The 24,919-nt window shown below is 65.7% G+C and carries 23 protein-coding genes; 11 read left to right on the forward strand and 12 right to left on the reverse strand.

Annotation, left to right across the window (positions count from 1 at the left end):
* The 3 genes from A7X65_RS31935 to gloB form a co-directional block, all read right to left on the reverse strand.
* Entirely contained in the window at positions 1-681 is a 681-nt protein-coding gene (locus A7X65_RS31935; RefSeq protein ID WP_063692822.1) for a flavin reductase family protein, read from the reverse strand.
* A gap of 76 nt (positions 682-757) precedes the next feature.
* A complete protein-coding gene (locus tag A7X65_RS31940; RefSeq protein ID WP_063692824.1) occupies positions 758-1,180 on the reverse strand; it encodes a cupin domain-containing protein in 423 nt (140 codons plus the stop codon).
* Between the two features lie 21 nt (positions 1,181-1,201).
* On the reverse strand, positions 1,202-1,969 hold the full coding sequence (gloB, locus tag A7X65_RS31945; RefSeq protein WP_063692826.1) for a hydroxyacylglutathione hydrolase: 768 nt from the start codon (positions 1,967-1,969) through the stop codon (positions 1,202-1,204).
* Between the two features lie 108 nt (positions 1,970-2,077).
* Here gloB and A7X65_RS31950 point away from each other — a divergent pair, with 108 nt between their 5' ends.
* Positions 2,078-2,824 carry a methyltransferase domain-containing protein gene (locus A7X65_RS31950; protein WP_063692828.1) on the forward strand — a complete coding sequence of 249 codons (747 nt, stop codon included), beginning with the start codon at positions 2,078-2,080 and terminating at the stop codon, positions 2,822-2,824.
* 58 nt (positions 2,825-2,882) lie between these two features.
* Here the strand turns inward: A7X65_RS31950 and A7X65_RS31955 are convergent, their stop codons facing one another.
* The 5 genes from A7X65_RS31955 to A7X65_RS31975 form a co-directional block, all read right to left on the reverse strand.
* Complete coding sequence (locus tag A7X65_RS31955) at positions 2,883-3,683, reverse strand: DUF4167 domain-containing protein (RefSeq protein WP_063692830.1); 801 nt, start codon at positions 3,681-3,683, stop codon at positions 2,883-2,885.
* Between the two features lie 463 nt (positions 3,684-4,146).
* On the reverse strand, positions 4,147-5,025 hold the full coding sequence (gene prmC, locus A7X65_RS31960) for a peptide chain release factor N(5)-glutamine methyltransferase (protein ID WP_063692832.1): 879 nt from the start codon (positions 5,023-5,025) through the stop codon (positions 4,147-4,149).
* A 7-nt stretch (positions 5,026-5,032) separates the two neighbouring features.
* On the reverse strand, positions 5,033-6,118 hold the full coding sequence (gene prfA, locus A7X65_RS31965) for a peptide chain release factor 1 (protein WP_063692834.1): 1,086 nt from the start codon (positions 6,116-6,118) through the stop codon (positions 5,033-5,035).
* 58 nt (positions 6,119-6,176) lie between these two features.
* On the reverse strand, positions 6,177-8,444 hold the full coding sequence (ptsP, locus tag A7X65_RS31970; RefSeq protein ID WP_063692836.1) for a phosphoenolpyruvate--protein phosphotransferase: 2,268 nt from the start codon (positions 8,442-8,444) through the stop codon (positions 6,177-6,179).
* Between the two features lie 354 nt (positions 8,445-8,798).
* On the reverse strand, positions 8,799-10,055 hold the full coding sequence (locus A7X65_RS31975; protein ID WP_063692838.1) for an aspartate kinase: 1,257 nt from the start codon (positions 10,053-10,055) through the stop codon (positions 8,799-8,801).
* 184 nt (positions 10,056-10,239) lie between these two features.
* On the opposite strand from A7X65_RS31975, the gene A7X65_RS31980 reads away from it, so the two are divergent.
* Both A7X65_RS31980 and ubiG read left to right on the forward strand, forming a co-directional pair.
* Entirely contained in the window at positions 10,240-10,707 is a 468-nt protein-coding gene (locus tag A7X65_RS31980; protein ID WP_063692841.1) for a PH domain-containing protein, read from the forward strand.
* A gap of 14 nt (positions 10,708-10,721) precedes the next feature.
* Entirely contained in the window at positions 10,722-11,495 is a 774-nt protein-coding gene (ubiG, locus tag A7X65_RS31985) for a bifunctional 2-polyprenyl-6-hydroxyphenol methylase/3-demethylubiquinol 3-O-methyltransferase UbiG (protein ID WP_063692843.1), read from the forward strand.
* A gap of 196 nt (positions 11,496-11,691) precedes the next feature.
* Here ubiG and secA read toward each other — a convergent pair whose 3' ends face one another.
* Positions 11,692-14,532, reverse strand: a complete 2,841-nt coding sequence (secA, locus tag A7X65_RS31990; protein ID WP_063692845.1) for a preprotein translocase subunit SecA — start codon at positions 14,530-14,532, stop codon at positions 11,692-11,694.
* 353 nt (positions 14,533-14,885) lie between these two features.
* Here secA and A7X65_RS31995 point away from each other — a divergent pair, with 353 nt between their 5' ends.
* Both A7X65_RS31995 and argJ read left to right on the forward strand, forming a co-directional pair.
* Positions 14,886-15,806, forward strand: a complete 921-nt coding sequence (locus A7X65_RS31995) for a peptidylprolyl isomerase (protein WP_063692847.1) — start codon at positions 14,886-14,888, stop codon at positions 15,804-15,806.
* Positions 15,807-16,095: 289 nt separating this feature from the next.
* A complete protein-coding gene (gene argJ / locus A7X65_RS32005; protein ID WP_063692850.1) occupies positions 16,096-17,337 on the forward strand; it encodes a bifunctional glutamate N-acetyltransferase/amino-acid acetyltransferase ArgJ in 1,242 nt (413 codons plus the stop codon).
* Positions 17,338-17,528: 191 nt separating this feature from the next.
* On the opposite strand, the gene A7X65_RS32010 is transcribed toward argJ, so the two are convergent.
* Positions 17,529-18,860 carry a TadE/TadG family type IV pilus assembly protein gene (locus tag A7X65_RS32010; protein ID WP_063692851.1) on the reverse strand — a complete coding sequence of 444 codons (1,332 nt, stop codon included), beginning with the start codon at positions 18,858-18,860 and terminating at the stop codon, positions 17,529-17,531.
* Positions 18,861-18,999: 139 nt separating this feature from the next.
* On the opposite strand from A7X65_RS32010, the gene mutT reads away from it, so the two are divergent.
* Positions 19,000-19,410, forward strand: coding sequence for an 8-oxo-dGTP diphosphatase MutT (mutT, locus tag A7X65_RS32015; RefSeq protein ID WP_063692852.1), 411 nt, complete (start codon positions 19,000-19,002; stop codon positions 19,408-19,410).
* Positions 19,411-19,535: 125 nt separating this feature from the next.
* On the opposite strand, the gene A7X65_RS32020 is transcribed toward mutT, so the two are convergent.
* The gene (locus tag A7X65_RS32020) at positions 19,536-20,405 is read right to left on the reverse strand and encodes a methyltransferase domain-containing protein (RefSeq protein WP_208608638.1); all 870 of its coding nucleotides are present in this window, start codon (positions 20,403-20,405) and stop codon (positions 19,536-19,538) included.
* 207 nt (positions 20,406-20,612) lie between these two features.
* Here A7X65_RS32020 and A7X65_RS32025 point away from each other — a divergent pair, with 207 nt between their 5' ends.
* The 5 genes from A7X65_RS32025 to A7X65_RS41055 all read left to right on the forward strand — a co-directional run bounded on the left by A7X65_RS32025 (position 20,613) and on the right by A7X65_RS41055 (position 23,871).
* A complete protein-coding gene (locus tag A7X65_RS32025) occupies positions 20,613-21,410 on the forward strand; it encodes a ComF family protein (protein WP_063692854.1) in 798 nt (265 codons plus the stop codon).
* A gap of 47 nt (positions 21,411-21,457) precedes the next feature.
* Positions 21,458-21,733 (forward strand): glutaredoxin 3, encoded by a 276-nt coding sequence (grxC, locus tag A7X65_RS32030; RefSeq protein WP_063693832.1) that lies wholly within the window; start codon positions 21,458-21,460, stop codon positions 21,731-21,733.
* Entirely contained in the window at positions 21,730-22,608 is an 879-nt protein-coding gene (locus A7X65_RS32035) for a carbon-nitrogen hydrolase family protein (protein ID WP_063692856.1), read from the forward strand. Before grxC ends, A7X65_RS32035 begins: the two co-directional genes overlap by 4 nt.
* The gene (locus tag A7X65_RS32040) at positions 22,605-23,087 is read left to right on the forward strand and encodes a DUF1178 family protein (RefSeq protein WP_063692857.1); all 483 of its coding nucleotides are present in this window, start codon (positions 22,605-22,607) and stop codon (positions 23,085-23,087) included. Before A7X65_RS32035 ends, A7X65_RS32040 begins: the two co-directional genes overlap by 4 nt.
* Before the next feature lie 109 nt (positions 23,088-23,196).
* A complete protein-coding gene (locus A7X65_RS41055) occupies positions 23,197-23,871 on the forward strand; it encodes a tetratricopeptide repeat protein (RefSeq protein ID WP_167358315.1) in 675 nt (224 codons plus the stop codon).
* On the opposite strand, the gene A7X65_RS32050 is transcribed toward A7X65_RS41055, so the two are convergent.
* On the reverse strand, positions 23,857-24,756 hold the full coding sequence (locus A7X65_RS32050; RefSeq protein ID WP_063692861.1) for an EamA family transporter: 900 nt from the start codon (positions 24,754-24,756) through the stop codon (positions 23,857-23,859). The two genes, A7X65_RS41055 and A7X65_RS32050, sit on opposite strands and share 15 nt — an antisense overlap.
* Positions 24,757-24,919: the final 163 nt, after the last annotated feature.

Below are 24,919 nucleotides of genomic sequence, written 5' to 3' on the forward strand. Positions count from 1 at the left end.
CTAGAGCGCCGGCTGCCAGCCCGGCGGCCGGTACATCGCTTCGGGAATCTGTCCGAGCTCGGAGCGCTGCAGGCGCTGCGGCGTCAGGCCGTAGAATTCCTGGAAGCTGAGAATCAGCGGGCGCCATTTGTCGGGATCGATCCGATTGGGTGCGCCCTCCATCATGATGTGAGGGTGCGCATGCACGCGAGTGATGCGGACCTCGATCGCAGCGAGATTGCCGCGCCAGACCTTATCGTCCTGTGCCATCTCATGCACATGGGCGACCTTCGCTTCCATCTGCACCGCGCACTCGGCCGCGCGCGGAGCGTTGACCGTCTCGGCCGGCAGTGCCGTGAGGCCGCTGAGTTCGAACTTGTCCTTCTCGTGCCGGTAGCCACGATAAAGTTTTCCGGGTGGCACCGGATCCGATCCCGTCGTGCGGGCGAGGCGGTCGACCGCCGCGACGAGGTCGGCCGGCGGCAGATTGAGCACGCATTCGCCGGTGCGAATCATGTTCTCGGTGGTCTTGGAATTGCGGGCGAGCCCAAGCATGCAGCGCCACCCCACCCACCACGCCGAGGACATCGGCGCGAGATTGTGCGAGCCGTCCTCATTGGTCGATCCGATCAGGACGACGGGCGTTCCGAAATACAGGATGGCGGGGTCGATCTGGACCGTCGGGTCGAATGTTCCGTGCATAGTGCGCTCCTCTTGATTGGGAGCGTTGTCCTAGAGCGGGAAGCAGATCGGACCCACCCGCTTCCGGATTGCGATTTCAGGGCTCCCAGCCGTTCGGTGCGAGCTCGAACTTCGCGAACTCGAACGCCGGCGCCACCGTGCAGCCGACCAGCGTCCACTCGCCGGTGGTCTCGGCCATCTGCCAGGCATTCGCCGGCACGATGGCCTGGGGCCGCTCGCCGCCGATGAGGTCGGTGCCGAGCCGTACCTCGTGCTGCGAGCAGCCGTCATGGGCGATGCGCAGCGTCAGGGGACTGCCGGCGTAATAGTGCCAGCTCTCGACCGCATCGATGCGATGCCAGTGCGAGCGTTCGCCGCGCGCGAGCAGAAAGTAGATCAGCGTCGAACGCGAGCGCCCGTTGGTATCAGTGGTCTGGTCGCGAAACGTCTCGCGATAGTGCCCGCCTTCGGGATGCGGGCGGAGTTCGAGGCGCGCGATGATCTCGGCGGCGGTCGGCATCGATCCTCGTCAGGTTTTTCTTCAGGATTTATTTTTGCGCTCGCGGAGTTCGCCGAACACCGCGGCGGCATCCGCGCCCTTCATGTGCAGCCTGGCTGCAATCGAGGGCTCATCGGCGCGCAGGAACACGTTCGCCCGCTTCTCGTCGCCAAGCAGCACGGGAATGGTCGGCTTGTTCTCCGCCCGCAGCCTCGTCACCTCCGCCGCGCGCGCCTGCAGCGCGGCATTGTCGGGGTCGATGGTAAGGGCGAATTTGACGTTGGACGCGGTATATTCGTGACCGCAATAGAGATTGAAGTCGTCGGGCAGGGCGCGCAGCTTCAGCAGCGAATCCCACATCATCGGATAGGTGCCCTCGAACACGCGGCCGCAGCCGATCGAGAACAGCGTGTCGGCGGCGAACACGGTCTTCTCATTGTCGAACACGTAGGAGATGTGGTCGAGCGTATGGCCGGGCGTCTCCACGACGCGCGCCAGCAGATTGCCGATCTTGACCACGTCGGCATTGGCGACGCGCAAATCGACATTGGCGATCTTCGCCGACTTGTCGTGCGGCGCGACGACGCGGCAATTGTATTTCTGCTTGAGCTCGGCGACGCCGCCGACATGATCGCCGTGATGATGGGTGATCAGGATATCGGTGAGCTGCCAGCCCTCGCGCTCCAGCGCCTTCAGGATGGGACCAGCCTCCGGCGCGTCGACCGACGCCGTCGCCTTGGTTTCCACATCGTGGATCAGATAACCGAAATTGTCGTTTAAACAGCTGAAAGTACGAATTTCGGCGGCCATGTCATCTCCATCGGGCTCAGCCCCGCCAGACAAATATGGCGTTAACGTTGCGCAGGCAATGCAATATTCCGCGCGCAGGCGTGCCCTCGCGCATGTTACATTGCCGTCATGACCATCGACGTCGTCGACCTCCGCGAGTTCTATTCCCGCCGCCTCGGCATTGTGGCGCGGCAGATGATCAACCGCGGCATCCGGGAACGCTGGCCGGGTGCCGAGGGCCAGCGCGTGCTCGGCATCGGCTATCCCACGCCCTATCTGGGGTTGTTCCGCGAGGATGCCGAGCGCTGCATCGCCTTCATGCCGGCGGCCCAGGGCGTGCTGAAATGGCCGACGGGGCGGCCGGCGCTGGCCTCGCTGGTGGACGAGTTCTCGCTGCCGCTTCCGGACGCCGCGGTCGACCGCATCCTGCTGGTCCACGCGCTGGAGATGTCGGACGATCCGGCCGCGCTGCTGCGCGAGGTGTGGCGGGTGCTGTCCGCCTCCGGCCGCGTCATGGCGGTGATTCCGAACAGGCGCGGCGTATGGACCCGCACCGACAGCACGCCGTTCGGTCACGGCCGGCCCTATTCGCGCTCGCAGATCACCGACCTGTTGCGCCAGACCTGGTTCACACCGACCGCCTGGGGCGAGGCGCTGTTCATGCCGCCTTATGCCGGCGGCTGGGTGCTGAAATCGGCGCAGATGTGGGAGCGTGCCGGTGCGGCGCTGTCGCTGCCGTTTGCCGGCGTCCATATCGTCGAGGCCACCAAGCAGGTCTATCGCGCGATCCCCGCCAAGCGCGAGCGGGCGCGGCTGATTCCCTCGCTGGCCAAGCCCGTGCTGGTGCCGTCCTCGACGACGGCGACGCGCGGCTGAAAACAAATCGTCCCGGCGCGAGGCCGGGACGATACAGCTCGGAAAATCGAAAAGAGGCTTACTCGCTCGGCGCGAGATCGTCGCCGGACGCCGCCGGAGCGGCCTCGCGTTCGGGGCGCGGGCCATGCGGCCGGCGCCGCCGGCGCGGAAAGCGCTCGCCGCCACCGCCGCCCTCGAAGTTGCCCTGGGCGCCATTCGTGCCGACATTCACTTGCGGCTGCGCGCCGGTGATGAAGGAGGGCAGGCGATCGACGCCGCCGGCCTCGGCGATGACGGGCTGCGGCTGGTTCGCGGGTTGCGGTTGCGGTTGCGGCTGGTATTGCGGCTGAGCGCGGTGATCGCGTTCGCGATGCTCGCGCGGCTGCTGGTTGTCGCGCTGATAGGGCTGCTGATTGTCGCGCGGCTGGTGATCACGCTGGTGATGATCGCGCTGGCCGTCGCGGTCGCGCATGAAGGGCTGCTGTTGCTGCGGCGGCTGCGGCACGAAGCCCGGCTCCTGGCCGAATGCCGAGAAATTCTCGCCGTCGTCCTCGCTGTCGTCGCCGCTGGTGTTGCTGATCGGCTCGTCGCCGCGCGGCTGCTGGTTCTGGCGGAACTGCTCCTGGGCGGCCGCGATCAGGCGGAAATAGTGCTCGGCATGCTGGTAGTAGTTCTCGGCCGCAACGGGGTCGCCGGAGGAGCGTGCATCGCGCGCGAGCTGAAGATACTTTTCGGCGATATGCGAAGCCGTGCCGCGGATCTTGATATCGGGACCGTTGGACTCGTAGACCCGGGTCATCGGGTTCTGGCCGCGCCGGTTATTGTTGTTGTTATTATTGTTGCGGTTGCGCATCCGCTGCTTGTTCTGACCGTTTCTCATGTCCTGCCTTTAATTCCAGCCCTAAAGGTTGCACGCATTACTGATTGCTGAGACTGACCTGATGACAACGGTTCACAGTGCTCGCACGCACCGCGCGTGAGAGCGGGTTGAACCCTGCCAATGTTCGTCGACCGTCGCGTTCAACAAAGACGCGTTCCCCACCCGCCAGCATTGATTGCCAGCGAACCCATTCATATCGCCTGCCGAAACAAGCCCAGCTTTCTTGCGTAAGTGTTCAAGCGCAATATCAGGCTTTCGTTCACTTTGCGGTCGGAGAGCAGCGCAGCTCACTGGGCCATCGCGCTCAACAGGACCTGCGGCTTGGAACCTTTAAATCAGTAAAGCTCTCGCCCGAGAGCCCGGCTTTCGCCCGTAGGTCTACGGGGCCGGCACCGATGTGTTGACCGGAACGTAGTCGTTCCCAAGGGATATTCCAAGAGCTTTTTACAAGCCAATCCGGCTTTTATGGGGGCATTTTTCGGGCCGACACGGCCCTCGGGATGCCCGCCAAATCGGCCTTGGGTGGCCTGTCCACTACCAACGCGGCAGCGGCCATCAAGGTTTCAATATTTCTGGCCTGGCCCTGTCCGGCCTCGACGATCAGCGCGCCGCCGGGAGCGAGGCGCTCGGCCGCCTGCGGGATCAGGGCGCGGTAGGCATCATACCCGTCATTGCCGCCGTCGAGCGCCAGATGCGGGTCGTGCTCGCGCACCTCGACGCTCAATTTCGGAATTTCGGCCGACGGGATATAGGGCGGATTCGACACGATCAGGTCAAACGGGCCCGAGAGCGCCGCCAGATAGGAGCAGGCGACGAAGCCGGACCGGTTGCCGAGGCCGAGAGCAGCGGCATTGCCGCGCGCGGTGCCGAGTGCGGTGAGGCTGAGATCGGTGCCGACACCGAAGGCATCGGGAATCTCGTGCAGCAGCGCGAGCAGGATCGCGCCGGAGCCGGTGCCGATGTCGGCGATGCGGGGCTGGTCGGTCTTCCGTTCACGAAACAGCTCGAGCGCGCGCTCGACCACGGTCTCGGTGTCGGGACGCGGGACCAGTGTCGCGTCCGAGAGGCGAAGCGGCAGGCCCCAGAATTCGCGCGTCCCGAGGATGCGCGCGACCGGCTCGCCCGCGATCCGGCGTTCGGCATATTGCGCGAGCTGCGACGCTTCGGATGCCGTGAGGAGCCGCGCGCCCTGCGCGATCAGGCCGGTGAGATCGAGGCCGAGCGCCGCGCCGATCAGGATGCGGGCGTCGAGCTCGGCTTCGTCGGGCCGAGCCGATCTCAATTGCGCCGCCAGCGCGCGGCGCGCGCGCTCGATGGATTGCCCGGTGAAGGGGTTGCTCACGCGCCCGTCACGCCGCCGCGCCTTGCGCGGCGAGCTGCGCGGCCTGGTGCTCGGTGGTCAGCGCGTCGATCAGCTCGCCCAGCGCTTCGCCCGCGATCACCTGCGGCAGCTTGTAGAGCGTCAGGTTGATGCGGTGGTCGGTGACGCGGCCTTGCGGAAAATTGTAGGTGCGGATGCGCTCGGAGCGGTCGCCGGAGCCGACCTTCTCCTTGCGCTCGGCCGAGCGTGCGGCCTCGACGCGCTGGCGCTCGGCATCGTAGATGCGCGAACGCAGGATGTTCATCGCGGAGGCGCGATTCTTGTGCTGCGAGCGGCTGTCCTGCATCATCACCACGATGCCGGTCGGGATGTGGGTGATGCGGATCGCCGATTCCGTCTTGTTGACGTGCTGGCCGCCGGCGCCGCCCGCGCGCATGGTCTCGATCCGGAGGTCGTCGTTCTTGATGTCGACGTCGACCTCCTCGACCTCGGGCAGCACCGCAACGGTGGCGGCCGAGGTGTGGATCCGCCCTTGCGTTTCGGTGTCGGGCACGCGCTGCACGCGGTGCACGCCGGATTCGAATTTCAGCTTCGAGAACGCACCGCGGCCCTGCACCTCCGCGATGATTTCCTTGTAGCCGCCGACGGTGCCTTCGCTCGCCGAGATCACCTCGACCTTCCAGCCCTGCAGGGCCGCGAAGCGCTCGTACATCCGGAACAGATCGCCGGCGAACAGCGAGGCCTCGTCGCCGCCGGTGCCGGCGCGGATTTCCAGCATCACGTTGCGGTCGTCCATGGCGTCCTTGGGCAGCAACGCGACGCGGATATTCTGGACGAGCTCCTCGATCTTCGGCGTCAGCTCGCCGCGCTCGGCCTCCGCCATGCCGCGCATCTCCGCATCGGTCGCGGGATCGGCGATCAGCGCCTCGGTGTCGGCGAGCTCTTTCACGGCCGAGCGATATTCCTTCACCGCCTCGATCAGCGGCGTGATCTCGGCGAGCTCGCGCGTGATCTGCACGTAGCGCTCCGAGGCGAGCTGCCCCAGCGATTCGGCCTCGAGCGAGGCATGATGGGCGAGCAGGAGGTCCAGTTTGGCTTCGGGGAGTGACGACATCGGTTCAGTCTCAAGGGCGGAAGAAGGCGAGGGCGGTGGGGAGCGGGCGACAGGCCCGCTACAACGCAAGGCCCTCGGCCTCGGCAAACTCCGTCAGCTTCTGCCGGATCGAGACGCTGCCCGCGGGCGCGTCCAGCAGCGGGCCCAGCATCGCTTCGGCCTTCCTGGCGTCGAGATCGAGCACCATGGCCTTGACCGGGCCGAGCGCGGTCGCCGAGAGCGACAGCGAGCGGTAGCCGAGCGCGATCAGCGCCAGCGCGCCGATCGGCTTGGAGGCCATCTCGCCGCAGAGCGAGAGCGATTTCTGCGCGCCCTGCGCCTTGCGCGCGATGTCGCGCAGCGCGCGCAGGATCGGCGCCGACATGGTGTCGAAGCGCTCGGAGACTTTTGCGTTGCCGCGGTCGACCGCGAACAGGAACTGGAACAGATCGTTGGAGCCGACCGAGATGAAGTCGACCTTCTTCAGGAGCTCGTCGAGCTGGTAGAGCAGGGCGGGCACCTCGACCATGGTGCCGATGTCGATTCGTTCAGGCAGCGTGTGGCCGTGCTGGCGCAGGTAAGTGAGCTCGCGCTCGACCAGCGCCTTCGCCGAATCGAATTCGGCGACCTCCGAGATCATCGGGAACATGATCTTCAGCGATCGGCCGCCGCCGGCGCGGAGCAGCGCGCGGATCTGGCCGCGCAGCAGGCCGGGACGATCGAGGCCGAGCCGGATCGCGCGCCAGCCCAGCGCGGGATTCTCCTCGATCACGGCTTCCATATAGGGCAGCGCCTTGTCGCCGCCGATGTCGAGGGTGCGGAAGGTCACGGGCTTGTCGCCCGCGGCGTCCAGCACGGTGCGATACAGCGCAAGCTGGTCGCTGGTGCGCGGCAGGCTCTGTCCCACCATGAACTGCAGCTCGGTGCGGAACAGGCCGATGCCGGCGCTGCCGGTGTCCTCGATATGCGGCAGGTCGATGGCCAACCCCGCATTGATCATCAGCTCGACCTTCTGGCCGTCTCTGGTCATGCAGGGCCGGTCGCGCAGCGCCAGATATTGCGCCTGGCGGCGGGCGCGGAAGCGCACGCGCTCGGCGAACGCGGCCTCGATCTCCTGCGACGGGCGCACATAGATCGAGCCCGAGGTGCCGTCGACGATGATGGCATCGCCGGGATCGGCAATGCCGGGCGCGTTCGGCACCTCGCCGACGGCGGGAATGCCCAGCGCGCGCGCCACGATCGAGACGTGCGAGTTGGCGGTGCCTTCCTCCAGCACGATGCCGCGCAGGCGCTTGCGGTCGTAGTCGAGCAGCGCCGCCGGGCCCATCGCGCGGGCGATGACGATGGCGTTGTCGGGCAATTGCTCGCGTGACGGCGCATGATCCTGGCCGACCAGCTGCCGCATCAGGCGATAGCCGAGGTCCTCGAGGTCGTGCAGCCGGTCGCGCAAATAGGGATCGGTCGAGCGCAGCATGCGCGCGCGGGTGTCGGACTGCACGCGCTCGACGGCGGCTTCCGCGGTGAGGCCGGTGGCGACCGCCTCGTGCAGCTTGTGCGACCAGCCCTGGTCGTTGGCGAACATGCGGTAGGCTTCCAGCACCTCGCGGTGCTCGCCGCCCTCGGCGACGTCGCCGCGCTCCAGCATGCGGTCGAGATCGGCGCGCAGCTTGGCGAGCGCGGTGTCGAGCCGCTTGATCTCCTTCGGCAGGTCCTCCGCGATGTAGTCCTTGATGACGACGCGCGGCTCGTGCAGCACGACATGGCCGAGCGCGATGCCTTCCGACAGGATGGCGCCGACCTTCTGCGCCGAATGGCGCGCGGCCGGCTCCTGGCCGGGCTGCGCCAGCGCGGACAGCTCGCCGGAGGCGATCAGCTCGGCCAGCACCATGGCGGTGGTCTGCAGCGCCTCGAGCTCCTCCTCGACATAATTGCGCTTGGCGCGGTTCTGCACCACCAGCACGCCGAGCGTGTTGCCGGCGCGCAGGATCGGCACGCCGAGGAAGGAGTGATAGATTTCTTCGCCGGTCTCGGGGCGGAACGAGAAGGCCGGGTGGCTCTGGGCATCGCTGAGGTTGAGCGGCGTCGCCTCGCTGGCAACGAGGCCGACCAGGCCCTCATGGGCGCTCAGCACGGTATGGTGCACTGCCTCGCGGTTGAGGCCTTCGGTGGCGTAGAGCTCGAGCGTGTTGTCGATGCGCAGCACGTAGACCGAGCACACCTCGGCCACCATGTTGGCGGCGATCAGCACCACGATCTTGTCCAGCCGCTCCTGGGCCGAGACCTGCTCCGCCATGGTTTCGCGGAGCCGTCTCAACAAGACGCGGGGACCTCCCGACGCGCTCCGCATGAACCCTCAATCTCCTCCGTCTGCCCGGCCCGGCGGTATCGGCCGGCGGCTGGACCAAAACTCCAGAAAAACAACCAAATTGTTTGTCCGGCGCAGGCGCAAACTCTCGCTTGCACCGAATCAGCGCCGCCCGAACCGGGATACAGTCTGCGGCAGCCCACCCTCTTCGCCGTATAGCGAACTGGGGCTTGTTTTGCCAAGCAAAACGCCTGCCAAACGCGAAGGTGTGTACACCTTCGCGTTTGCTGCGACCGCTAAGAGAAAATTAGCCTAGGCGTGGTCCGGAACGTGCGAAGCGGCTTTCCGGAAAGACCATGCTCAGATAACCACGTGAAGCGCGACCAGGGTCGCGCTTCAGGCCTGATCGAGGCCGTAGAGCGTGTGCAGGGTCCGCACCGCAAGCTCGGTGTAAGCCGTGTCGATCAAAACCGAGAATTTGATCTCGGAGGTTGTAATGGCCCGGATGTTGATATTCCGTCCCGCGAGGGCGGAGAACGCCTGGGCGGCGACGCCGGCATGGCTGCGCATGCCGCTGCCGATCACCGAGATCTTGGCGACGTCGGTGGCTGTATCCAGCCGTGCATAACCGATCTTGGCCTTGGCGGCGGTAATCGTGTCCTTGGCGCGGGTGTAGTCGGCGGCCGGCACCGTGAAGGTGAGGTCGGTGGTCTTGCCGTCCTCGGAGACGTTCTGCACGATCATATCGACGTTGATGTTGGCCTCGGCCAGCGGGCCGAAGATCGAGGCCGCAACGCCCGGCTTGTCCTCGATCTGGCGTACCGAGATCTGGGCCTCGTCCTTCGAGAAGGCGATACCGGTGACGACGTGGTTTTCCATGATCTCCTCCTCGCCGCAGATCAGCGTGCCGGGCGGTTGGTTGGCATGCGGGTCGATGTCCTCGGGCTTGTCGAAGCTCGATCGGACGAAGATCGGCATGTTGTGGACCATGCCGAGTTCCACCGAACGAACCTGGAGCACCTTGGCGCCCTGCGAGGCCAGTTCCAGCATGTCTTCGAACGCGATCTTGTCGAGCCTCTTGGCCTTTGGCACGATTCGCGGGTCGGTGGTGTAGACGCCATCGACGTCGGTGTAGATGTCGCAGCGGTCGGCCTTGACGGCTGCGGCGACGGCCACGGCCGAGGTGTCGGAGCCGCCGCGGCCGAGCGTGGTGATGCGGCCCGTCTCGGCGTTGATGCCCTGGAAGCCGGCGATGACGGCGACCTCCTTGCGCTCCTGGAAGCGCTTGATGATCTCGCTGCCGTCGATGTCCTCGATCCGGGCCGAGGCATGGGCGTCGCTGGTCTTGATCGGGATCTGCCAGCCCTGCCAGGAGCGGGCCTGGATGCCCATGCCCTGCAGCACGATGGCAAGCAGGCCTGACGTCACCTGCTCGCCCGAGGCGACGACGGCGTCGTATTCGCGCGCGTCGTGCATGGGCGAGGCCTCGGTGCACCAGGCCACCAGCTCGTTGGTCTTGCCCGACATCGCCGAGACGACCACGGCCACTTCATGGCCGGCGTCGACCTCACGCTTCACATGGCGTGCGACGTTGCGGATGCGTTCGATGTTGGCGACGGATGTGCCGCCGAATTTCATCACGAGGCGGCTCATGACGACGCGTGCATTCCCTCATAAGGATCAGTATGGTGACCCGCACCGGACGTGCCTGTGGACACCGACCGCGCGTATACAGAGCGGCGGGGCCGGGGGCAAGCGGGTTCCTGCGGGGGCAGGGTGCGGTCGGGCTTGAGGGTCGGACCTAACGTCGGGCTTGGGGTATGGGTTAACCGAGATCATGGCGCGTTATATCGACGAGATCCTGCAGCCCGGCGAGCGGGTGCTGTATTCGACCAATGCGCACTGGATCTTCTATTTCCCGGCCATTGTGGCCTGGATCGTGGCCCTGGCCTTTCTCGTCCTGGCGCGTCAGAGCACGGTCGATGGGCTCATGATGCTGTCCCTGGCTGCCGCCGGCGCCGCCGCCCTGGCCGGCCTGTTCTGGACCATCAAGGGCTGGTTCCATCGCTTCACCACCGAGACCGACGTCACCAATTTGCGGGTTGTGCACAAGACCGGGTTCATCAAGCGCCGGACCTTTGAAATGGCGCTGGACAAGGTCGAGAGTGTCGACGTCGACCAGTCGATTCTTGGACGTATTCTCAACTACGGCGATGTGACGATTCGCGGCGTCGGCGAGGGGATCGAGAAGATCACCACCATCGCCTCGCCGCTCGCCTTCCGTAGTTCGATCACCACGCGGTAGGACCGCGCCTAACCATGAGCATGCAGCAAAACACTTCCCTCTCCGCCGCCGCCCAGCCGGGCTCGACCGTCGACGCCGCCGAGATCGCGAAATTCTCAAAACTCTCGGCCGAGTGGTGGGATCCCAAGGGCAAGATGGCGCCGCTGCACCGGATCAACCCGCTGCGGCTCGGCTATATCCGTGACGCCGCCTGCCGCAAGTTCGAGCGCAACGTGCGCAGCCTCAACTGCCTCGGCGGCCTCCGCGTGCTGGACATCGGCTGCGGCGCCGGCCTGTTGTGCGAGCCGCTGTCACGCCTCGGCGCGCAGGTGATCGGCGTCGATCCCTCGCAGAGCAACATCGCCGCGGCAAAGCTGCATGCCGACAAGAGCCATCTGTCGATCGACTATCGCTGCACCACGGTGGAGGAGATCGACCCGCGCGAGCGCTTCGACATCGTGCTGGCGATGGAAGTGGTCGAGCACGTCGTTGATGTCGGCGTTTTCCTCAAGCGCTGCGCCTCGATGCTGAAGCCGAACGGGCTCATGGTGGTCTCGACGCTGAACCGGAACTGGAAGAGCTTCGCGCTCGCCATCGTCGGTGCCGAATACGTGCTGCGCTGGCTGCCGCGCGGCACCCACGAGTGGAACAAGTTCGTCACCCCCGACGAGCTGACCAAATACCTGCTCGACAACCGCCTCGTCATCACCGAGCAGACCGGCGTCGTTTACAGCCCCTTCGCCGACAGATGGTCGCTCTCGTCCGACATGGACGTGAACTACATGGTGGTGGCCGAAGGGATGGTGTGAGGCTCCGGCGCGACACGCGAGCCGTCACATCCCGGGGCGCCGTCCTTCCCGCGAACGCGCCAAGACAAACACCAAGGCACGCGCCGATCCGGCGCGGCGATCGCTTCAGATTGAATGGAAAGGTTGCGGCGTGCCGGTTGCCCCGCTCCGGTGCGCGATTGCGCACGAGGCGGGGCACGGCGTCATAAGCTAGCCGCTAGGCGTACCGCCCGTGGCAGTGCTTGTACTTCTTGCCCGAGCCGCAGGGGCAGTCCTCGTTGCGACCGATCTTGCCCCAGCTCGCCGGGTTCTTGGGATCGCGCAGCGTCGCATCGGTGGGCTGCGCCCCCAGCGAGACGCTGGCGACCGCCATCTCGTCCTCGCCGGTGTTCGGGTCGAACTTGTGCGCCTCCATCGGCGGCAGCACGGGGGCTTCCTGCTCCGGCGGAACGATCTCGACGCGCATCAGCTGCGCCGTGACGGCCTCGCGCAGATGCGCGCTCATCTCCTGGAAGAGATTGAAGGCCTCGGTCTTGTACTCCTGCAACGGATCGCGCTGGCCGTAGCCGCGCAGGCCGATGACCTGGCGCAGATGGTCGAGCATGATCAGATGCTCGCGCCAGAGATGGTCGAGCGTCTGCAGCAGGATGGTCTTCTCGACGTAACGCATCACGTCGGGACCCCATTGCGCGACCTTGGCCGCCATGTGCTCGTCGGCCTTGGTCTCGATGCGCGTGAGCAGCTCCTCGTCGGCGATGCCCTCTTCCTTGGCCCAGTCCTCGACCGGCAGGTCGAGGTCGAGCACGCGCTTCAGCTCTTCCTTCAGGCCGGCGACGTCCCACTGCTCGGCATAGGCATGCTCGGGCACGTGCTTGGCGACGAGGTCGTCGATGAAGGCGTGGCGCATGTCGGTGACGGTCTCGGCGACGCTCTCGTCCTTCATCAGGTCGACGCGCTGGTCGAAGATCACCTTGCGCTGGTCGTTCTGGACGTTGTCGAACTTGAGGAGGTTCTTGCGGATGTCGAAGTTGCGCGCCTCGACCTTCTGCTGCGCCTTCTCGAGCGCCTTGTTGATCCAGGGATGGATGATCGCCTCGCCTTCCTGCAGGCCGAGACGCTGGAGCATGCTGTCGAGACGGTCCGAGCCGAAGATGCGCATCAGATCGTCTTCCAGCGACAGGAAGAACTTCGAGCGGCCGGGGTCGCCCTGACGGCCTGAACGGCCGCGCAGCTGGTTGTCGATGCGGCGGGATTCGTGGCGCTCGGAGCCCATGATGTAGAGGCCGCCGGGCTTCTTCACGGTCTTGGCGGGCTTGCTACCCTTCGCCGGCTCGATTTCGACCTCTTCCTCGGCCTTCAGCACGATGTCGCGGAAATGCGCGATGTCGGCCTTGATCTGCTCGATCTTCTTGGCCTTCTCGGCCTCGTCCTCGATGCCGGCGGTCTCCTGCTGGATGCGCATCTCGAGCGAGCCGCCGAGCTTGATGTCGGTGCCGCGGCCGGCCATGTTGGTCGCGATCGTGATCGCGCCGGGGACGCCGGCTTCGGCGACGATATAGGCTTCCTGCTCGTGGAAGCGCGCGTTCAGCACCGCGAACAGCTTTGCCGGCTTGCCGGCGCGGGCCGCGGCGTACAGCTTCTGCATCGAATTCTCGTTGCCGAAATCGATCTGCCGGTAGCCGTGCTTCTTGAGATATTCGGCGATCACTTCCGACTTCTCGATCGAGGCGGTGCCGACCAGCACCGGCTGGAGCCGCGCATTGGCGCGTTCGATCTCAGCGAGGATCGCGGCGTATTTCTCGTTCTGGGTGCGATAGACCTCGTCGTCCTCGTCGAGACGCGCGATCGACAGATTGGTCGGGATCTCCACGACCTCGAGCTTGTAGATGTCGAACAGTTCGTCCGCTTCCGTCAGCGCCGTACCGGTCATGCCGGCGAGCTTTTCGTACATGCGGAAATAGTTCTGGAAGGTGATCGAGGCCAGCGTCTGGTTCTCGGGCTGAACCGTCACGTGCTCCTTGGCTTCCAGCGCCTGGTGCAGGCCTTCCGAATAGCGCCGGCCGGCCATCATGCGGCCGGTGAACTCGTCGATGATCACGACCTCGTCGTCGCGGACGATGTAGTCCTTGTCGCGCGTGAACAGCGTGTGGGCGCGCAGCGCCTGGTTGATGTGGTGCACGACGGAGACGTTCTCGACGTCGTAGAGCGACTCACCCTTGAGCTGGCCGGCATCGCGCAGCAGCCCCTCGATCTTTTCCATGCCGCCTTCGGTGAGCGTCACCGTGCGCTGCTTCTCGTCGACGTCGTAGTCGGTCTTGTCGAGCTTGGGCAGGAACGAGTCGATGGTGTTGTAGAAATCCGAGCGGTCGTCGAGCGGGCCGGAGATGATCAGCGGCGTGCGCGCTTCGTCGATCAGGATCGAGTCGACCTCGTCGACGATGGCGTAGAAGTGCGGCCGCTGGACCATGTCCTCGAGCCGATACTTCATGTTGTCGCGAAGATAGTCGAAGCCGTATTCGTTGTTGGTGCCGTAGGTGATGTCGCAGGCATAGGCCGCCTTGCGCTCGGCATCGTCCAGGCCATGCACGATCACGCCGGTGGTCAGGCCGAGGAAGCCGTAGATCTGGCCCATCCAGCCGGAGTCGCGGCGGGCGAGGTAGTCGTTGACGGTGACGACGTGGACGCCCTTGCCGGCGAGCGCATTGAGATAGACCGCCAGCGTCGCGACCAGCGTCTTGCCTTCACCGGTCTTCATCTCGGCGATGTCGCCCTCGTGCAGCACGATGCCGCCGATCAGCTGGACGTCGAAATGACGCTGGCCGAGCGTGCGCTTGGCGGCCTCGCGCACCGTGGCGAAGGCGGGGACCAGGAGGTCGTCGAGCGTCTTGCCCTCGGCGAGCTGTTTCTTGAACTCGACGGTGCGGGCCTTGAGCGCCTCGTCGGAGAGCTTCGAGACCTCTGCCTCCAGCGCGTTGATCGCGTTGACGCGGGACTGATATCCCTTCACCCGCCGGTCGTTGGCGGAGCCGAAAAACTTGCGGGCGAGCGCGCCGATCATGCCTAGTTCCTGTGTTCGCGAATTAACCGCGTTGCAGCCAAGAAGTTGTCACCCCCCTGCCTATCAACTCACCGTGACGCCTGATGGCGCCAGAGCCCGGACTGCGGGGGTCGTCCGCCATATGGGTGGGAATTGGGCAAGTCTGGGTTCAACGGCCAAAAACGCAGCAAAATAAACGCCATCGCCATGGTCGCGACCGGGCAGAGATATGGCCCGGTCAGGGCCTTGTCAACGGCGGGCGCATTGCGGCTAATTCATCATTTTGACAGACTTTTCGCGTTGCCAAGCCCCCCTGAATTGGGCGAGTGTCCGCCCCGCTCGAGCAGCCCCCTGCTTCAACAAAAGGATTTTCCATGACCACCTCGTTCCCGGTAACCAAAACCGGCCTGCGCTTCGGCCTCGCCACCGCCCTCGTGGGCTGCCTTGCGCTGGCGCTGATCGCGGGTCCCGGCCGGGCTGCGGACGATCCGATCCTGGCGAAGGTCAATGGCGCCGAGATCAAGAAGAGCGATGTGGCCCTGGCCGAGGAGGAACTCGGACCGAGCCTCGCCCAGATGGACCCCGCGACCAAGGATGAGAACGTCCTGTCGTTCCTGATCGACATGAAGATCGTCGGCAAGGCCGCCGAGGACAAGAAGGTCGCCGACAGCGAGGAGTTCAAGAAGCGCCTGGCGTTCGCCCGTACCCGCCTGCTGATGGACAGCCTGCTGGCCCAGGAAGGCAAGGCCGCCACCACCCCGGACGCCATGAAGAAGGTCTACGAGGAGGCCTCCAAGCAGATCACCGGCGAGCAGGAAGTGCGCGCCCGCCACATCCTGGTCGAGACCGAGGACGAGGCCAAGGCGGTGAAGGCCGAGCTCGACAAGGGCGCCGATTTCGCCGAACTCGCCAAGAAGAAGTCCAAGGATCCGGGCTCCGCGGACGGCGGCGACCTCGGCTTCTTCACCAAGGAGCAGATGGTGCCGGAGTTCTCGGCCGTGGCGTTCGCGCTGGAGCCGGGCAAGATCTCCGACCCCGTGAAGTCGCAGTTCGGCTGGCACATCATCAAGGTCGAGGAAAAGCGCAGCCGCAAGGCGCCGGACTTCGAGCAGGTCAAGGCCCAGATCGAGAACTACGTCACCCGCAAGGCCCAGGCCGACTATGTCGCCAAGCTGCGCGCCGAGGCCAAGGTCGAGCGGCTGGACCAGCCGGCGGCGGATGCCAAGTCGGATGCTAAGCCGGCCGACGCGGCGAAGCCCTCCGACAGCAAGATGGCGCCTCCCGCCAAGAAGTAAGACCGCGAAGACATTTCGATGTTGCGATGGCCGGGCATGTCCCGGCCATTTGCGTTTTGGCGTGGACGGGCGCTGCAAATGCAGCCGTCGTCCTGGCGAAAGCCAGGACCCATTACCACCGTCATCAATTGTTCACGAAGGCAATCGCCACCCGCGCAAACCAACTCTTGCTGCGGCGTATGGGTCCTGGCTTTCGCCAGGACGACGGGGTGTATGCGGTGCGCCTCTCCCAATCCACCGAGTGAGATGATAGGAAGCGCCTCCCGCCCCCGTTACCGGAAGCCCCGCGATGTCCTCAACCGTCTCCCCGCTCGCCCCAAAGAACGTTCCCGACATGCCCGTCATCGCGGGCATCCGTCTTGCGACCGCCGAGGCCGGCATCCGCTACAAGAACCGCACCGACGTGCTGCTGGCGGTGATGGACAAGGGCACCGCGGTCGCCGGTGTCTTCACCAAGTCGAAGTGCCCGTCCGCTCCGGTCGAATGGTGCCGTGCAAAACTGAAGGGCGGCAAGGCGCGCGCGCTGGTGGTCAATTCCGGCAATGCCAACGCCTTCACCGGCAAGACCGGGCGCGCGTCCACGGCGCTGACCGCCAAGATCGCGGCCAAGGCCGTCGGCTGCAGCGAGAGCGAGATCTTCCTGGCCTCGACCGGCGTGATCGGCGAGCCGCTGGACGCGACCAAGTTCGACGGCGTGCTGGGCCGCCTCGCCGAGACCGCGGAAGCAGGCGACTACCTTGCCGCCGCCAAGGCGATCATGACCACCGACACCTTCCCGAAGGTCGCGACCGCGACCGTCAAGCTCGGCAAGGCCAAGGTCACCATCAACGGCATGGCCAAGGGCGCGGGCATGATCGCGCCTGATATGGCGACGATGCTGTCCTTCATCTTCACCGATGCCCCGATCGCGCCGGCCGCGCTGCAGGCGCTGCTCAAGGCCGGCGTCGAGGACACCTTCAATGCGGTGACGATCGACGGCGACACCTCGACCTCGGACACGCTGCTGGCCTTCGCCACCGGCGCCGCCGCCGCGCACGGCGCTCCGAAGATCAGCCGGGCCAGCGATCCCCGCCTGAAGGCTTTCGTAAAGGCCTTCAACCAGGTGCTCGCCAACCTCGCCGAGCAGGTCGCCCGCGACGGCGAAGGCGCGCGCAAGCTGGTCGAGATCACCGTCGAAGGCGCCAAGACCAAGGCCTCGGCGCGCAAGATCGCGATGTCGATTGCCAACTCGCCGCTGGTCAAGACCGCGATCGCCGGCGAGGACGCCAATTGGGGCCGCGTGGTGATGGCCGTCGGCAAGGCCGGCGAGCCGGCCGATCGCGACAAGCTCTCGATCTCCTTCAACGGCATCCGCGTCGCCAAGAGCGGCGCGCGCGACCCGTCCTATGACGAGGCGCAGGTGTCGGAAGCAATGAAGGCGCCGGAGATCGCGATCAAGGTCTCGCTCGGCCTCGGCAAGGGCCGCGACCGCGTCATGACCTGCGACCTCACCAAGGAGTATGTCGCGATCAACGGGGATTACAGGTCCTGAGTCTTCTCCCTCGCCCCGTTCTTACGGGGCCGCGACGAGCTTCGCTCGCGCTGATAGGGTTGGGGTGAGGGGCCTCTCTACGGATGAGATCGCCGTGAGACCTGTACCCCCTCACCCGGATTGTTTCGGACGATGCTTCGCATCGCCGGGCGCAATCCGACCTCTCCCCGCAAGCGGGGAGAGGTGAACACTCACCCCGAAATCCTTGCGTCGGCCACCGCCTTCTTGAACAGCGCGTTCATGGCGTCCGAGATGCCCTGCGTCGGGCTCACCTCGAAATACAGCCCCGACGAGGCGCAGCTCTGCATGTTCTGCGCGATCTCGCTGTTCGGCGAGGGGCCGAACGGTCCCTTGTTGAAGGGATCGATGTAGCTCATGTACCAGGAATTGGTCGGCAGCTGCAGATAGGTGGTGTAGAGCACCGCGATCTTGATGCCGCGGTTCTTGATGGTGGTGCAGAGCGAGACGTCGATCGGCGACTGGCAGCGTCCACCGCTGACGAGCGGCTTGGCGCAGCCGGTGTTGTACTCGTCGGCGACGCCGTCGGAGACGAAGAACAGATATTTCATCGGCGCGGCCGAGGTGCCTGCACCCGGCGCGGTGATCGCGCTGTTGATCGCGGGGAAGACCGTGCTGAACTGGGTGTCCTTGTCGGCGGTGTAGGAATCGTTGTTGCCGTAGACGCCCATCAGGTCGATGCCGCCCGCCGCCGTCTTGGCGCTCGACAGGCTGGCCGACAGCGAGAACAGCGCGCGCAGGCCGATGGTCTTCGACGAGGCGCCGAAATCGTAGATCGCCATGCGGAACTGGTTCGAATAGGTCTCGGTGGCGCTCGCCGTGTCCATCAGCGACTGGGTCGCGCTGCGCAGCACGTCGATCCGCGTCGTCACGCCGAGCGTCTTGGCGAGATTGTAGTAGTTGTTCGAGTCGTTGTAGTCGTGACAGGCGAAGGCGCATTTGTCGGACGTGTTGTTGACCATCTTGGTGACGTCCGCCGGCGTCGCAGCGACGCCCATCGACGGAGAATTGTCCAGCAGCAGGTAGAAGTCGATGTAGAGCGGCATGGTCGCCGTCGCGGTCGAGGTCCCGCTCATGTTCAGCGCGGTCCTGCCGATCACGCCGAGGAACATGGTGTTGATGCTGGCGCTGAACGTCACCGTCGAGGTCACGGCCGAACCGCTCTTGACCACGGTCGGCGTGATGGCCGTGAGCGTATAGCCGGTCAGGTTGGCGATGTTGGCATTGAAGATGTTCTTGGCGTCGGTGACGCCGGCCGGGATCGCACCGTCCGCGGTCATCGAGCCCGCGGCGATAAAGGCCGGCGATGCCTTGGCGACCGAGCCGACGCTAGCCGCATCGGCGGCGGCCTGGAGCTTGGACCGGACCTGCGTCGCCCGGGAGTAATCGACCGCGCAGCCGACCACCGTGATCAGGGGGACGCAGCACAATGCGAAGATCACGGCGACGTTGCCGCGCTTCTCGCGGACAAAGCGGCGCATCGTGGCGTAAATCGCGGCGTGCATGGATCGAGCCCGGAATGGTTGAATCGTTTCCACTCTAGGAACCTTCGATTAAATATGACTTATGGGGGTATCGAAACGCGGGCTGCCACGGGGTTAACAAACCGTTGCGGTCCAGCCTCAGCGAGCGAACTATTCACGCATGGCCGATCTCAAACTGACACTGGTGGTGGCCTGCGCCCTGATCGACGCCGACAAGCGCGTCCTGATCGCGCAGCGTCCCGAAGGCAAGTCGCTGGCGGGCCTCTGGGAATTTCCCGGCGGCAAGCTCGAGCCGGGCGAGCGGCCTGAGCAGAGCCTGATCCGCGAGCTGCATGAGGAGCTCGGCATCACCGTCGCCGAGCCCTGCCTGGCGCCGCTGACCTTCGCCAGCTACGGCTACGAGACGTTTCACCTCCTGATGCCGCTCTACATCTGCCGGCGCTGGGAGGGCACGGTCACGCCGCGCGAAGGCCAGACCCTCGCCTGGGTCCGCGCCAACAAGCTGCGCGACTACCCGATGCCGCCCGCGGACATCCCGCTGATCCCGCATCTGATCGATTTGCTGATGTGAGGCCCGAGGGGGCCACAGCACTCTCGGCGTCATGCCCGGGCTTGTCCCGGGCATCCACGATCTTCGTGCCGAGTCTGAAAGACGTGGATGGCCGGGACAAGCCCGGCCATGACGGAGGAGAGAACTTACGCCTCTCCCGCCTTCTTCACCGCCTCCGCCAGGCTTGCTTTCGCCGACCCCGGCTTGAGCGGCTGCTGCTGGCTCGCATGCGGCGCCCAGCCGGACAGCCAGATGATGTCGAAGGTCGCACGGATGCGGCCGTCGGCATCGGCAAAGCGTTCGGCATAGATCTCGGCCATGCGCAGCATCGTCGCGCGACGCGTCGGCGTGCGGCGCCGCTCGATCAGCATGTTGGACGCGCCCATGCGGCGGAGATCCTGCATCAGCGCGAACGCATTGCCATAGCGCACCACGACGCGGTCGACGTCGGTCACCGGCAGCGCGAATCCCGCCCGCTGCAGCAGCGCGCCGATGTCGCGCAAATCGGCGAACGGCGCCACGCGCGGCGATACGCCGCCTTCGCATTCGGCTTCCGCCGCGGCAAAGGCCTGTCGTAGCTCGGTCAGGCTGTCGCCGCCGATCATCGCGGCCAGCAGCAGGCCGTCCGGCTTCAGCGCCCGCCGGATTTGCGCGAACACGCCCGGCAAATCGTTGACGAACTGCAGCGCCAGCGCCGAGACGACGAGATCGAGGCTCTCGGGCGCGAGGGGCAGTGTTTCCGCACCGGCCGCATCGAGTGCGATGTGCGAGATGGAAGGAAGCCGCGCGCGCAATCCCGCCAGCCCATCGCCGGGCGTCCAGAGATCGGCCGGCGCGTGAAACTCGCGCATCACCGCAGCCAGCCGGTCGGACATGTCCTCGGCGACCCGGTCGAGCAGGAAGCTCACGGCACCCTGCACCAGCGCACGCCGCTGCCGCGCATGCAGCAAGGCGCGATCGAACAGGGCAGGCGGGATCTGCGGGGTCTGAGCCATGCCGCTGGTTACGCTGATCATGGCTGTCATTGCAATCTCCTCTCGCGTGTCCCGGACGCGCTGCAGCGCTCTTAGCGCTGCTGCGCAGAGCCGGGACCCAGAAGGCGGCACGGTACAATGCGGCGACATGAGCCCCGGCTCTGCAGCGCATCGCCGGGGGCGCTGCGCTGCGTCCGGGGCACGAGAGCGTGGCTTGAGCCCTCGTAAGCGGACCGCTAGCCTGCCCTCATGGAAGCCGACGCCGCCCCGACCCGCTCGATCGCCGCACCGCTGCGCGCGGCGTGGACGGCCGGCCGCCATGTGCTGGCGCGCGCGGCGCGGCTGGCGCTCGACGTCGCGCTGCCGACGCTGTGCGTGTCGTGCCGCGATCCGGTGGACGGGGAGGGCGTTTGCGCTTCGTGCTGGGCGCGGCTGTCGTTCATCGAGCGGCCCTATTGCCCGCGGCTCGGCATTCCCTTTGTCTATGACCCCGGCCCCGACATGCTGTCGATGGAGGCGATCGCGAGCCCGCCGGCCTACCAGCGCGCACGGGCGGCGGTGCGTTACGACGATGTCGCGCGCACGCTGGTGCATGCGCTGAAATACCAGGACCGCACCGATCTCGCGCCCGCCATGGGCCGCTGGATGGCGCGGGCGGGCGGCGAGCTGCTCAATGGGGCCGACATGCTGGTGCCGGTGCCGCTGCATTGGCGGCGGGCCTGGCGCCGCCGCTACAACCAGTCCGGCGCACTGGCGCGCGTGATCGAGCGGCAGAGCGGCGTGAGGGTCCGGGGCGAGGTGCTGCGGCGGGTGCGCGCCACCGAGCAGCAGATCGGCCTGTCGCGGGCGCAGCGCGCCACCAATGTGCAGGGCGCATTCCAGGTATCCCCCGACCGTCAGGCTGAGGTCCAGGGCCGCCGCATCGTCCTCGTCGACGACGTCCTGACCTCGGGCGCGACGCTGGATGCCTGCGCGCGGGCCCTGCTGCGCGCCAAGGCGGCCCAGGTCGACGTGCTGGTCTTCGCCCGGGTTGTGGAGGTCAGGTGAAGTCCCATATAATTCAATGAATTCATGACATGAGAGCGTTGGACGACATGACCACTGCCGTCGAAATCTACACCAGGCCCGGGTGCGGCTATTGTTCCGCCGCCAAATCGCTGCTGACCCGCAAGAAGGCGACCTTCACCGAGTTCGACGTCGCCAAGGACCCGTCCTGGCGCGACGAAATGTATGACCGCGCCGGCGAAGGCTCGACCTTCCCGCAGATCTGGATCGGCGGAACCCATATCGGCGGCTGCGACGATCTCTACGCGCTCGATCGCGAAGGCAAGCTCGACGGCCTACTCGAAAGCGTCAAGGCAGTCTCATGAGCGAGAACAGGACCTTCACCGCCGCCATGGTGCAGATGCGCACCGGCCTGCTGCCGGAGCCGAGCCTTGCGCAGGCCACCAGGCTGATCCGCCAGGCCGCCGCCAACGGCGCCGACTACGTGCAGACGCCCGAAGTCAGCAACATGATGCAGCTGAACCGCAAGGCGCTGTTCGAGCATCTGCAGAGCGAAGAGGACGACGCCTCGCTGAAGGCGTATCGCGCGCTCGCCGCGGAGCTGAAGATCCACATCCATGTCGGCTCGCTGGCGCTGCGCTTCTCCGAGGAGAAGGCGGTCAACCGCTCCTTCCTGATCGGGCCCGAGGGCAATGTGCTCGCGAGCTACGACAAGATCCACATGTTCGACATCGAGCTGCCGGACGGCGAGAGCTATCGCGAATCCGCGAATTACCAGCCGGGCGAGACCGCCGTGATCTCCGACCTGCCCTGGGGCCGGGTGGGCCTCACGATCTGCTACGACGTGCGCTTCCCCGCGCTGTACCGCGCGCTGGCCGAGAGCGGCGCCTATTTCATCACCGTGCCCTCCGCCTTCACCCGCAAGACCGGCGAAGCGCATTGGCACGTGCTGCTGCGCGCGCGCGCGATCGAGACCGGCTGCTTCATCTTCGCCGCTGCCCAGGCCGGCACCCACGAGAACAAGCGCGAGACCTATGGCCATTCGCTGATCATCGACCCCTGGGGCGAAATCCTCGCCGAGGGTGACGTCGAGCCCGGCATCATCATGGCGAAGATCGATCCGGCCAAGGTCGAGACGGCGCGCCGCGCTATCCCCTCGCTCCAGCACGGCCGCCGCTTCGGCGTCGCCGACCCCAAGGCGGGGCCGGACCATCTGCATCTCGTGCGGGGCTCGGCATGATCCGCTACGCACTTCACTGCGACCGCAGCCACGAGTTCGAAAGCTGGTTCCAGAGCTCGTCGGCCTATGAGTCGCAGGTGAAGCGCAAGCTGGTGACCTGCCCGATCTGCGGCTCGGCCAAGGTCGACAAGGCGATCATGGCCCCGCGCATCGTCGGCAAGAAGGGGCGCGGCCGCGCGACGCCGCCCCCGGAACCGGCTTCGACGCCGGCGCCCGAGGCTGCGCCGTCAGGACCGACCTCGCTCTTGATGGCGCAGGAGCGCGAGCTCCGCACCAAGCTCAAGGAGCTGCGCGATCACATCGTCAAGAACGCCGACAATGTCGGCGAGCGCTTCGCCAACGAAGCCCGCGCCATGCATTACGGCGACAAGGAGCACCGTCCGATCTACGGCGAGGCCTCGCCGGAAGAGGCGAAGTCGCTGATCGACGAAGGCATCGAGGTCTCGCCGCTGCCGACCCTGCCGGAAGACCGGAATTAAGAGCCGATCAGCCGCGAACGGCGGCACCCCGTTCGACTGCCGACTGACCTGAAAGTTTCACTTGCTTCACTCTTCGCGCTGCAGTCGAATGGCTGCGACGGAGGGGGCTTTGCTGGTCAGTCTGGGCAGGAAATCGGTTTGTGCTGTCTTCAGCATCTGTGTGATTGGCGCCGCGAGCCATGCACAGACAACTTCGCAAAAATGGCTGTGGTGCTCCGGGAAGCAATCCACGACAATCGATCGACGCATCGAATCTTGCAACAGCCTGATAGATACGCTTGACGTAGCACCCGCGCATAAATCGCTCGCATATTGTAACCGGGCAATCGCCTACCGGGAGCTAGGTGACGTGCCTCGAGCAATATCCGATCTCGAAGAATCCGTCCGTCTGGATACGGAAAAATACCCTTCTTTGATTTGCCGTGCACACCACCACTACTTTACAGGCAATGCGGAACGGGCGATCGCCGGCTATAGCGAAGCCATCGCTTCCAATCCGAGGCGGCCCGAGGCATTCATTGCTCGCGGCGCCGTATATAGGTCAATCAAAGAGTTCGACAGGGCGATCGCAGATTACGATGAGTCTATCAGACTTGCGCCTGATGACGCCTTGGCCTATGCGAATCGCGCCGAAGCGCATTTGCAGGCACAGCGCTACGACCAATCAATGAAGGACTTCAACGAAGCAATTCGGCGCGACCCGAACATGACGCCAGCCTATGCAGGTCGAGCCAAGGCGCGCGCCGCTCTGGGCAGCGAACCGCGCTCTTTAGACTCCCACTAAGACCGCCACGCCGACCACGATCAGCGCGATGCCAAGAATCTCGCGCGGCGCGATCGGCTGCTTGAACGAGTAGTAGGCAACGCCTTGCGCGAACAGCACCTCGATCAGCGCGAGTGTGCGGACATTGGCGGCCGCCGTCAGCGCGAACGCCAGAAACCAGAACTGCGAGGCGAAGGCACCGGTGAAGCCCGCCAGCATCGAGGGCCGCCACATCCCGAGGATGCCGCGCAGCACGTCCGGCGCACGCAGCAGCAGGTAGATCGTCAGCACCAGCGTCTGCACGAACAGGCCGAGCACCAGCGTGAACGACGACGCCGTCACGAACGAGACATCAGGCACCGTGATGATGGCGCCGCGGAAGCCGACGGCAGACAGCGCGAAGGCCGCGGCCGCGACGAGGCCGGTGATGGTCGGCTTCAATTCGGCAAAGCTCTTCTCGCCGCCGGGCCGCAGCGCCGTGATGACGACGCCGACGGTCGCGATCACGATCGCCAGCACCTTCAGCCAGGTCAGGTGATCGCCGAGGAAGACGAAGCCGAAGATCGCGGTCTGGATCGCCTCGGTCTTCAGATACGCCGTCGTCACCACGAAGGAGCGGTCGTTCATCGCCAGCAGCATCAGGCCGGTCGCGACGATCTGGCTGAGCGCGCCCAGCAGCAGCCACGGCCAGAACACGGACGGCGGCATGCCGATATGATCGCCGGTCGCGACCAGCACCACCCCTAGGAACAGCAGCGAGAACGGGAAGCCGAACAGGAAGCGGATATTGGTCGCGCCCCAGGTCCCCAGCGGCTTCGTCAGGGAGCGCTGCATCGCATTGCGCGCGACCTGCCCGAGCGCGGCAACGATCGTGAAGGGAATCCAGAGGCTGGTGACGCTGAGCATGGGTGGGGTGTCGGCGGGATGAGGTCGGTCCAACCTGCAAGCTGCGGTGCGCGCGGTCAACCGCACGGACGTCATGGGAGCGATGCCCGCACAACAAGCTGCAGGGCCCCCCGGCAACGGCGGGGCCCATGCCGTAAAATCTATCGAGAATCTGCGAGGGCGC

The organism is Bradyrhizobium stylosanthis, from assembly GCF_001641335.1.
Lineage (GTDB): Bacteria > Pseudomonadota > Alphaproteobacteria > Rhizobiales > Xanthobacteraceae > Bradyrhizobium > Bradyrhizobium stylosanthis.

Excerpts from the sequence above, each read along its gene's own strand:
- A7X65_RS31935 (WP_063692822.1), bottom strand. The coding sequence starts at position 681 with ATGCACGGAACATTCGACCCGACGGTCCAGATCGACCCCGCCATCCTG.
- A7X65_RS31940 (WP_063692824.1), bottom strand. The coding sequence starts at position 1,180 with ATGCCGACCGCCGCCGAGATCATCGCGCGCCTCGAACTCCGCCCGCAT.
- gloB (WP_063692826.1), bottom strand. The coding sequence starts at position 1,969 with ATGGCCGCCGAAATTCGTACTTTCAGCTGTTTAAACGACAATTTCGGT.
- A7X65_RS31950 (WP_063692828.1), top strand. The coding sequence starts at position 2,078 with ATGACCATCGACGTCGTCGACCTCCGCGAGTTCTATTCCCGCCGCCTC.
- A7X65_RS31955 (WP_063692830.1), bottom strand. The coding sequence starts at position 3,683 with ATGAGAAACGGTCAGAACAAGCAGCGGATGCGCAACCGCAACAATAAT.
- prfA (WP_063692834.1), bottom strand. The coding sequence starts at position 6,118 with ATGTCGTCACTCCCCGAAGCCAAACTGGACCTCCTGCTCGCCCATCAT.
- ptsP (WP_063692836.1), bottom strand. The coding sequence starts at position 8,444 with ATGCGGAGCGCGTCGGGAGGTCCCCGCGTCTTGTTGAGACGGCTCCGC.
- A7X65_RS31975 (WP_063692838.1), bottom strand. The coding sequence starts at position 10,055 with ATGAGCCGCCTCGTGATGAAATTCGGCGGCACATCCGTCGCCAACATC.
- A7X65_RS31980 (WP_063692841.1), top strand. The coding sequence starts at position 10,240 with ATGGCGCGTTATATCGACGAGATCCTGCAGCCCGGCGAGCGGGTGCTG.
- ubiG (WP_063692843.1), top strand. The coding sequence starts at position 10,722 with ATGAGCATGCAGCAAAACACTTCCCTCTCCGCCGCCGCCCAGCCGGGC.
- secA (WP_063692845.1), bottom strand. The coding sequence starts at position 14,532 with ATGATCGGCGCGCTCGCCCGCAAGTTTTTCGGCTCCGCCAACGACCGG.
- A7X65_RS31995 (WP_063692847.1), top strand. The coding sequence starts at position 14,886 with ATGACCACCTCGTTCCCGGTAACCAAAACCGGCCTGCGCTTCGGCCTC.
- argJ (WP_063692850.1), top strand. The coding sequence starts at position 16,096 with ATGTCCTCAACCGTCTCCCCGCTCGCCCCAAAGAACGTTCCCGACATG.
- A7X65_RS32010 (WP_063692851.1), bottom strand. The coding sequence starts at position 18,860 with ATGCACGCCGCGATTTACGCCACGATGCGCCGCTTTGTCCGCGAGAAG.
- mutT (WP_063692852.1), top strand. The coding sequence starts at position 19,000 with ATGGCCGATCTCAAACTGACACTGGTGGTGGCCTGCGCCCTGATCGAC.
- A7X65_RS32020 (WP_208608638.1), bottom strand. The coding sequence starts at position 20,405 with ATGATCAGCGTAACCAGCGGCATGGCTCAGACCCCGCAGATCCCGCCT.
- A7X65_RS32025 (WP_063692854.1), top strand. The coding sequence starts at position 20,613 with ATGGAAGCCGACGCCGCCCCGACCCGCTCGATCGCCGCACCGCTGCGC.
- grxC (WP_063693832.1), top strand. The coding sequence starts at position 21,458 with ATGACCACTGCCGTCGAAATCTACACCAGGCCCGGGTGCGGCTATTGT.
- A7X65_RS32035 (WP_063692856.1), top strand. The coding sequence starts at position 21,730 with ATGAGCGAGAACAGGACCTTCACCGCCGCCATGGTGCAGATGCGCACC.
- A7X65_RS32040 (WP_063692857.1), top strand. The coding sequence starts at position 22,605 with ATGATCCGCTACGCACTTCACTGCGACCGCAGCCACGAGTTCGAAAGC.
- A7X65_RS32050 (WP_063692861.1), bottom strand. The coding sequence starts at position 24,756 with ATGCTCAGCGTCACCAGCCTCTGGATTCCCTTCACGATCGTTGCCGCG.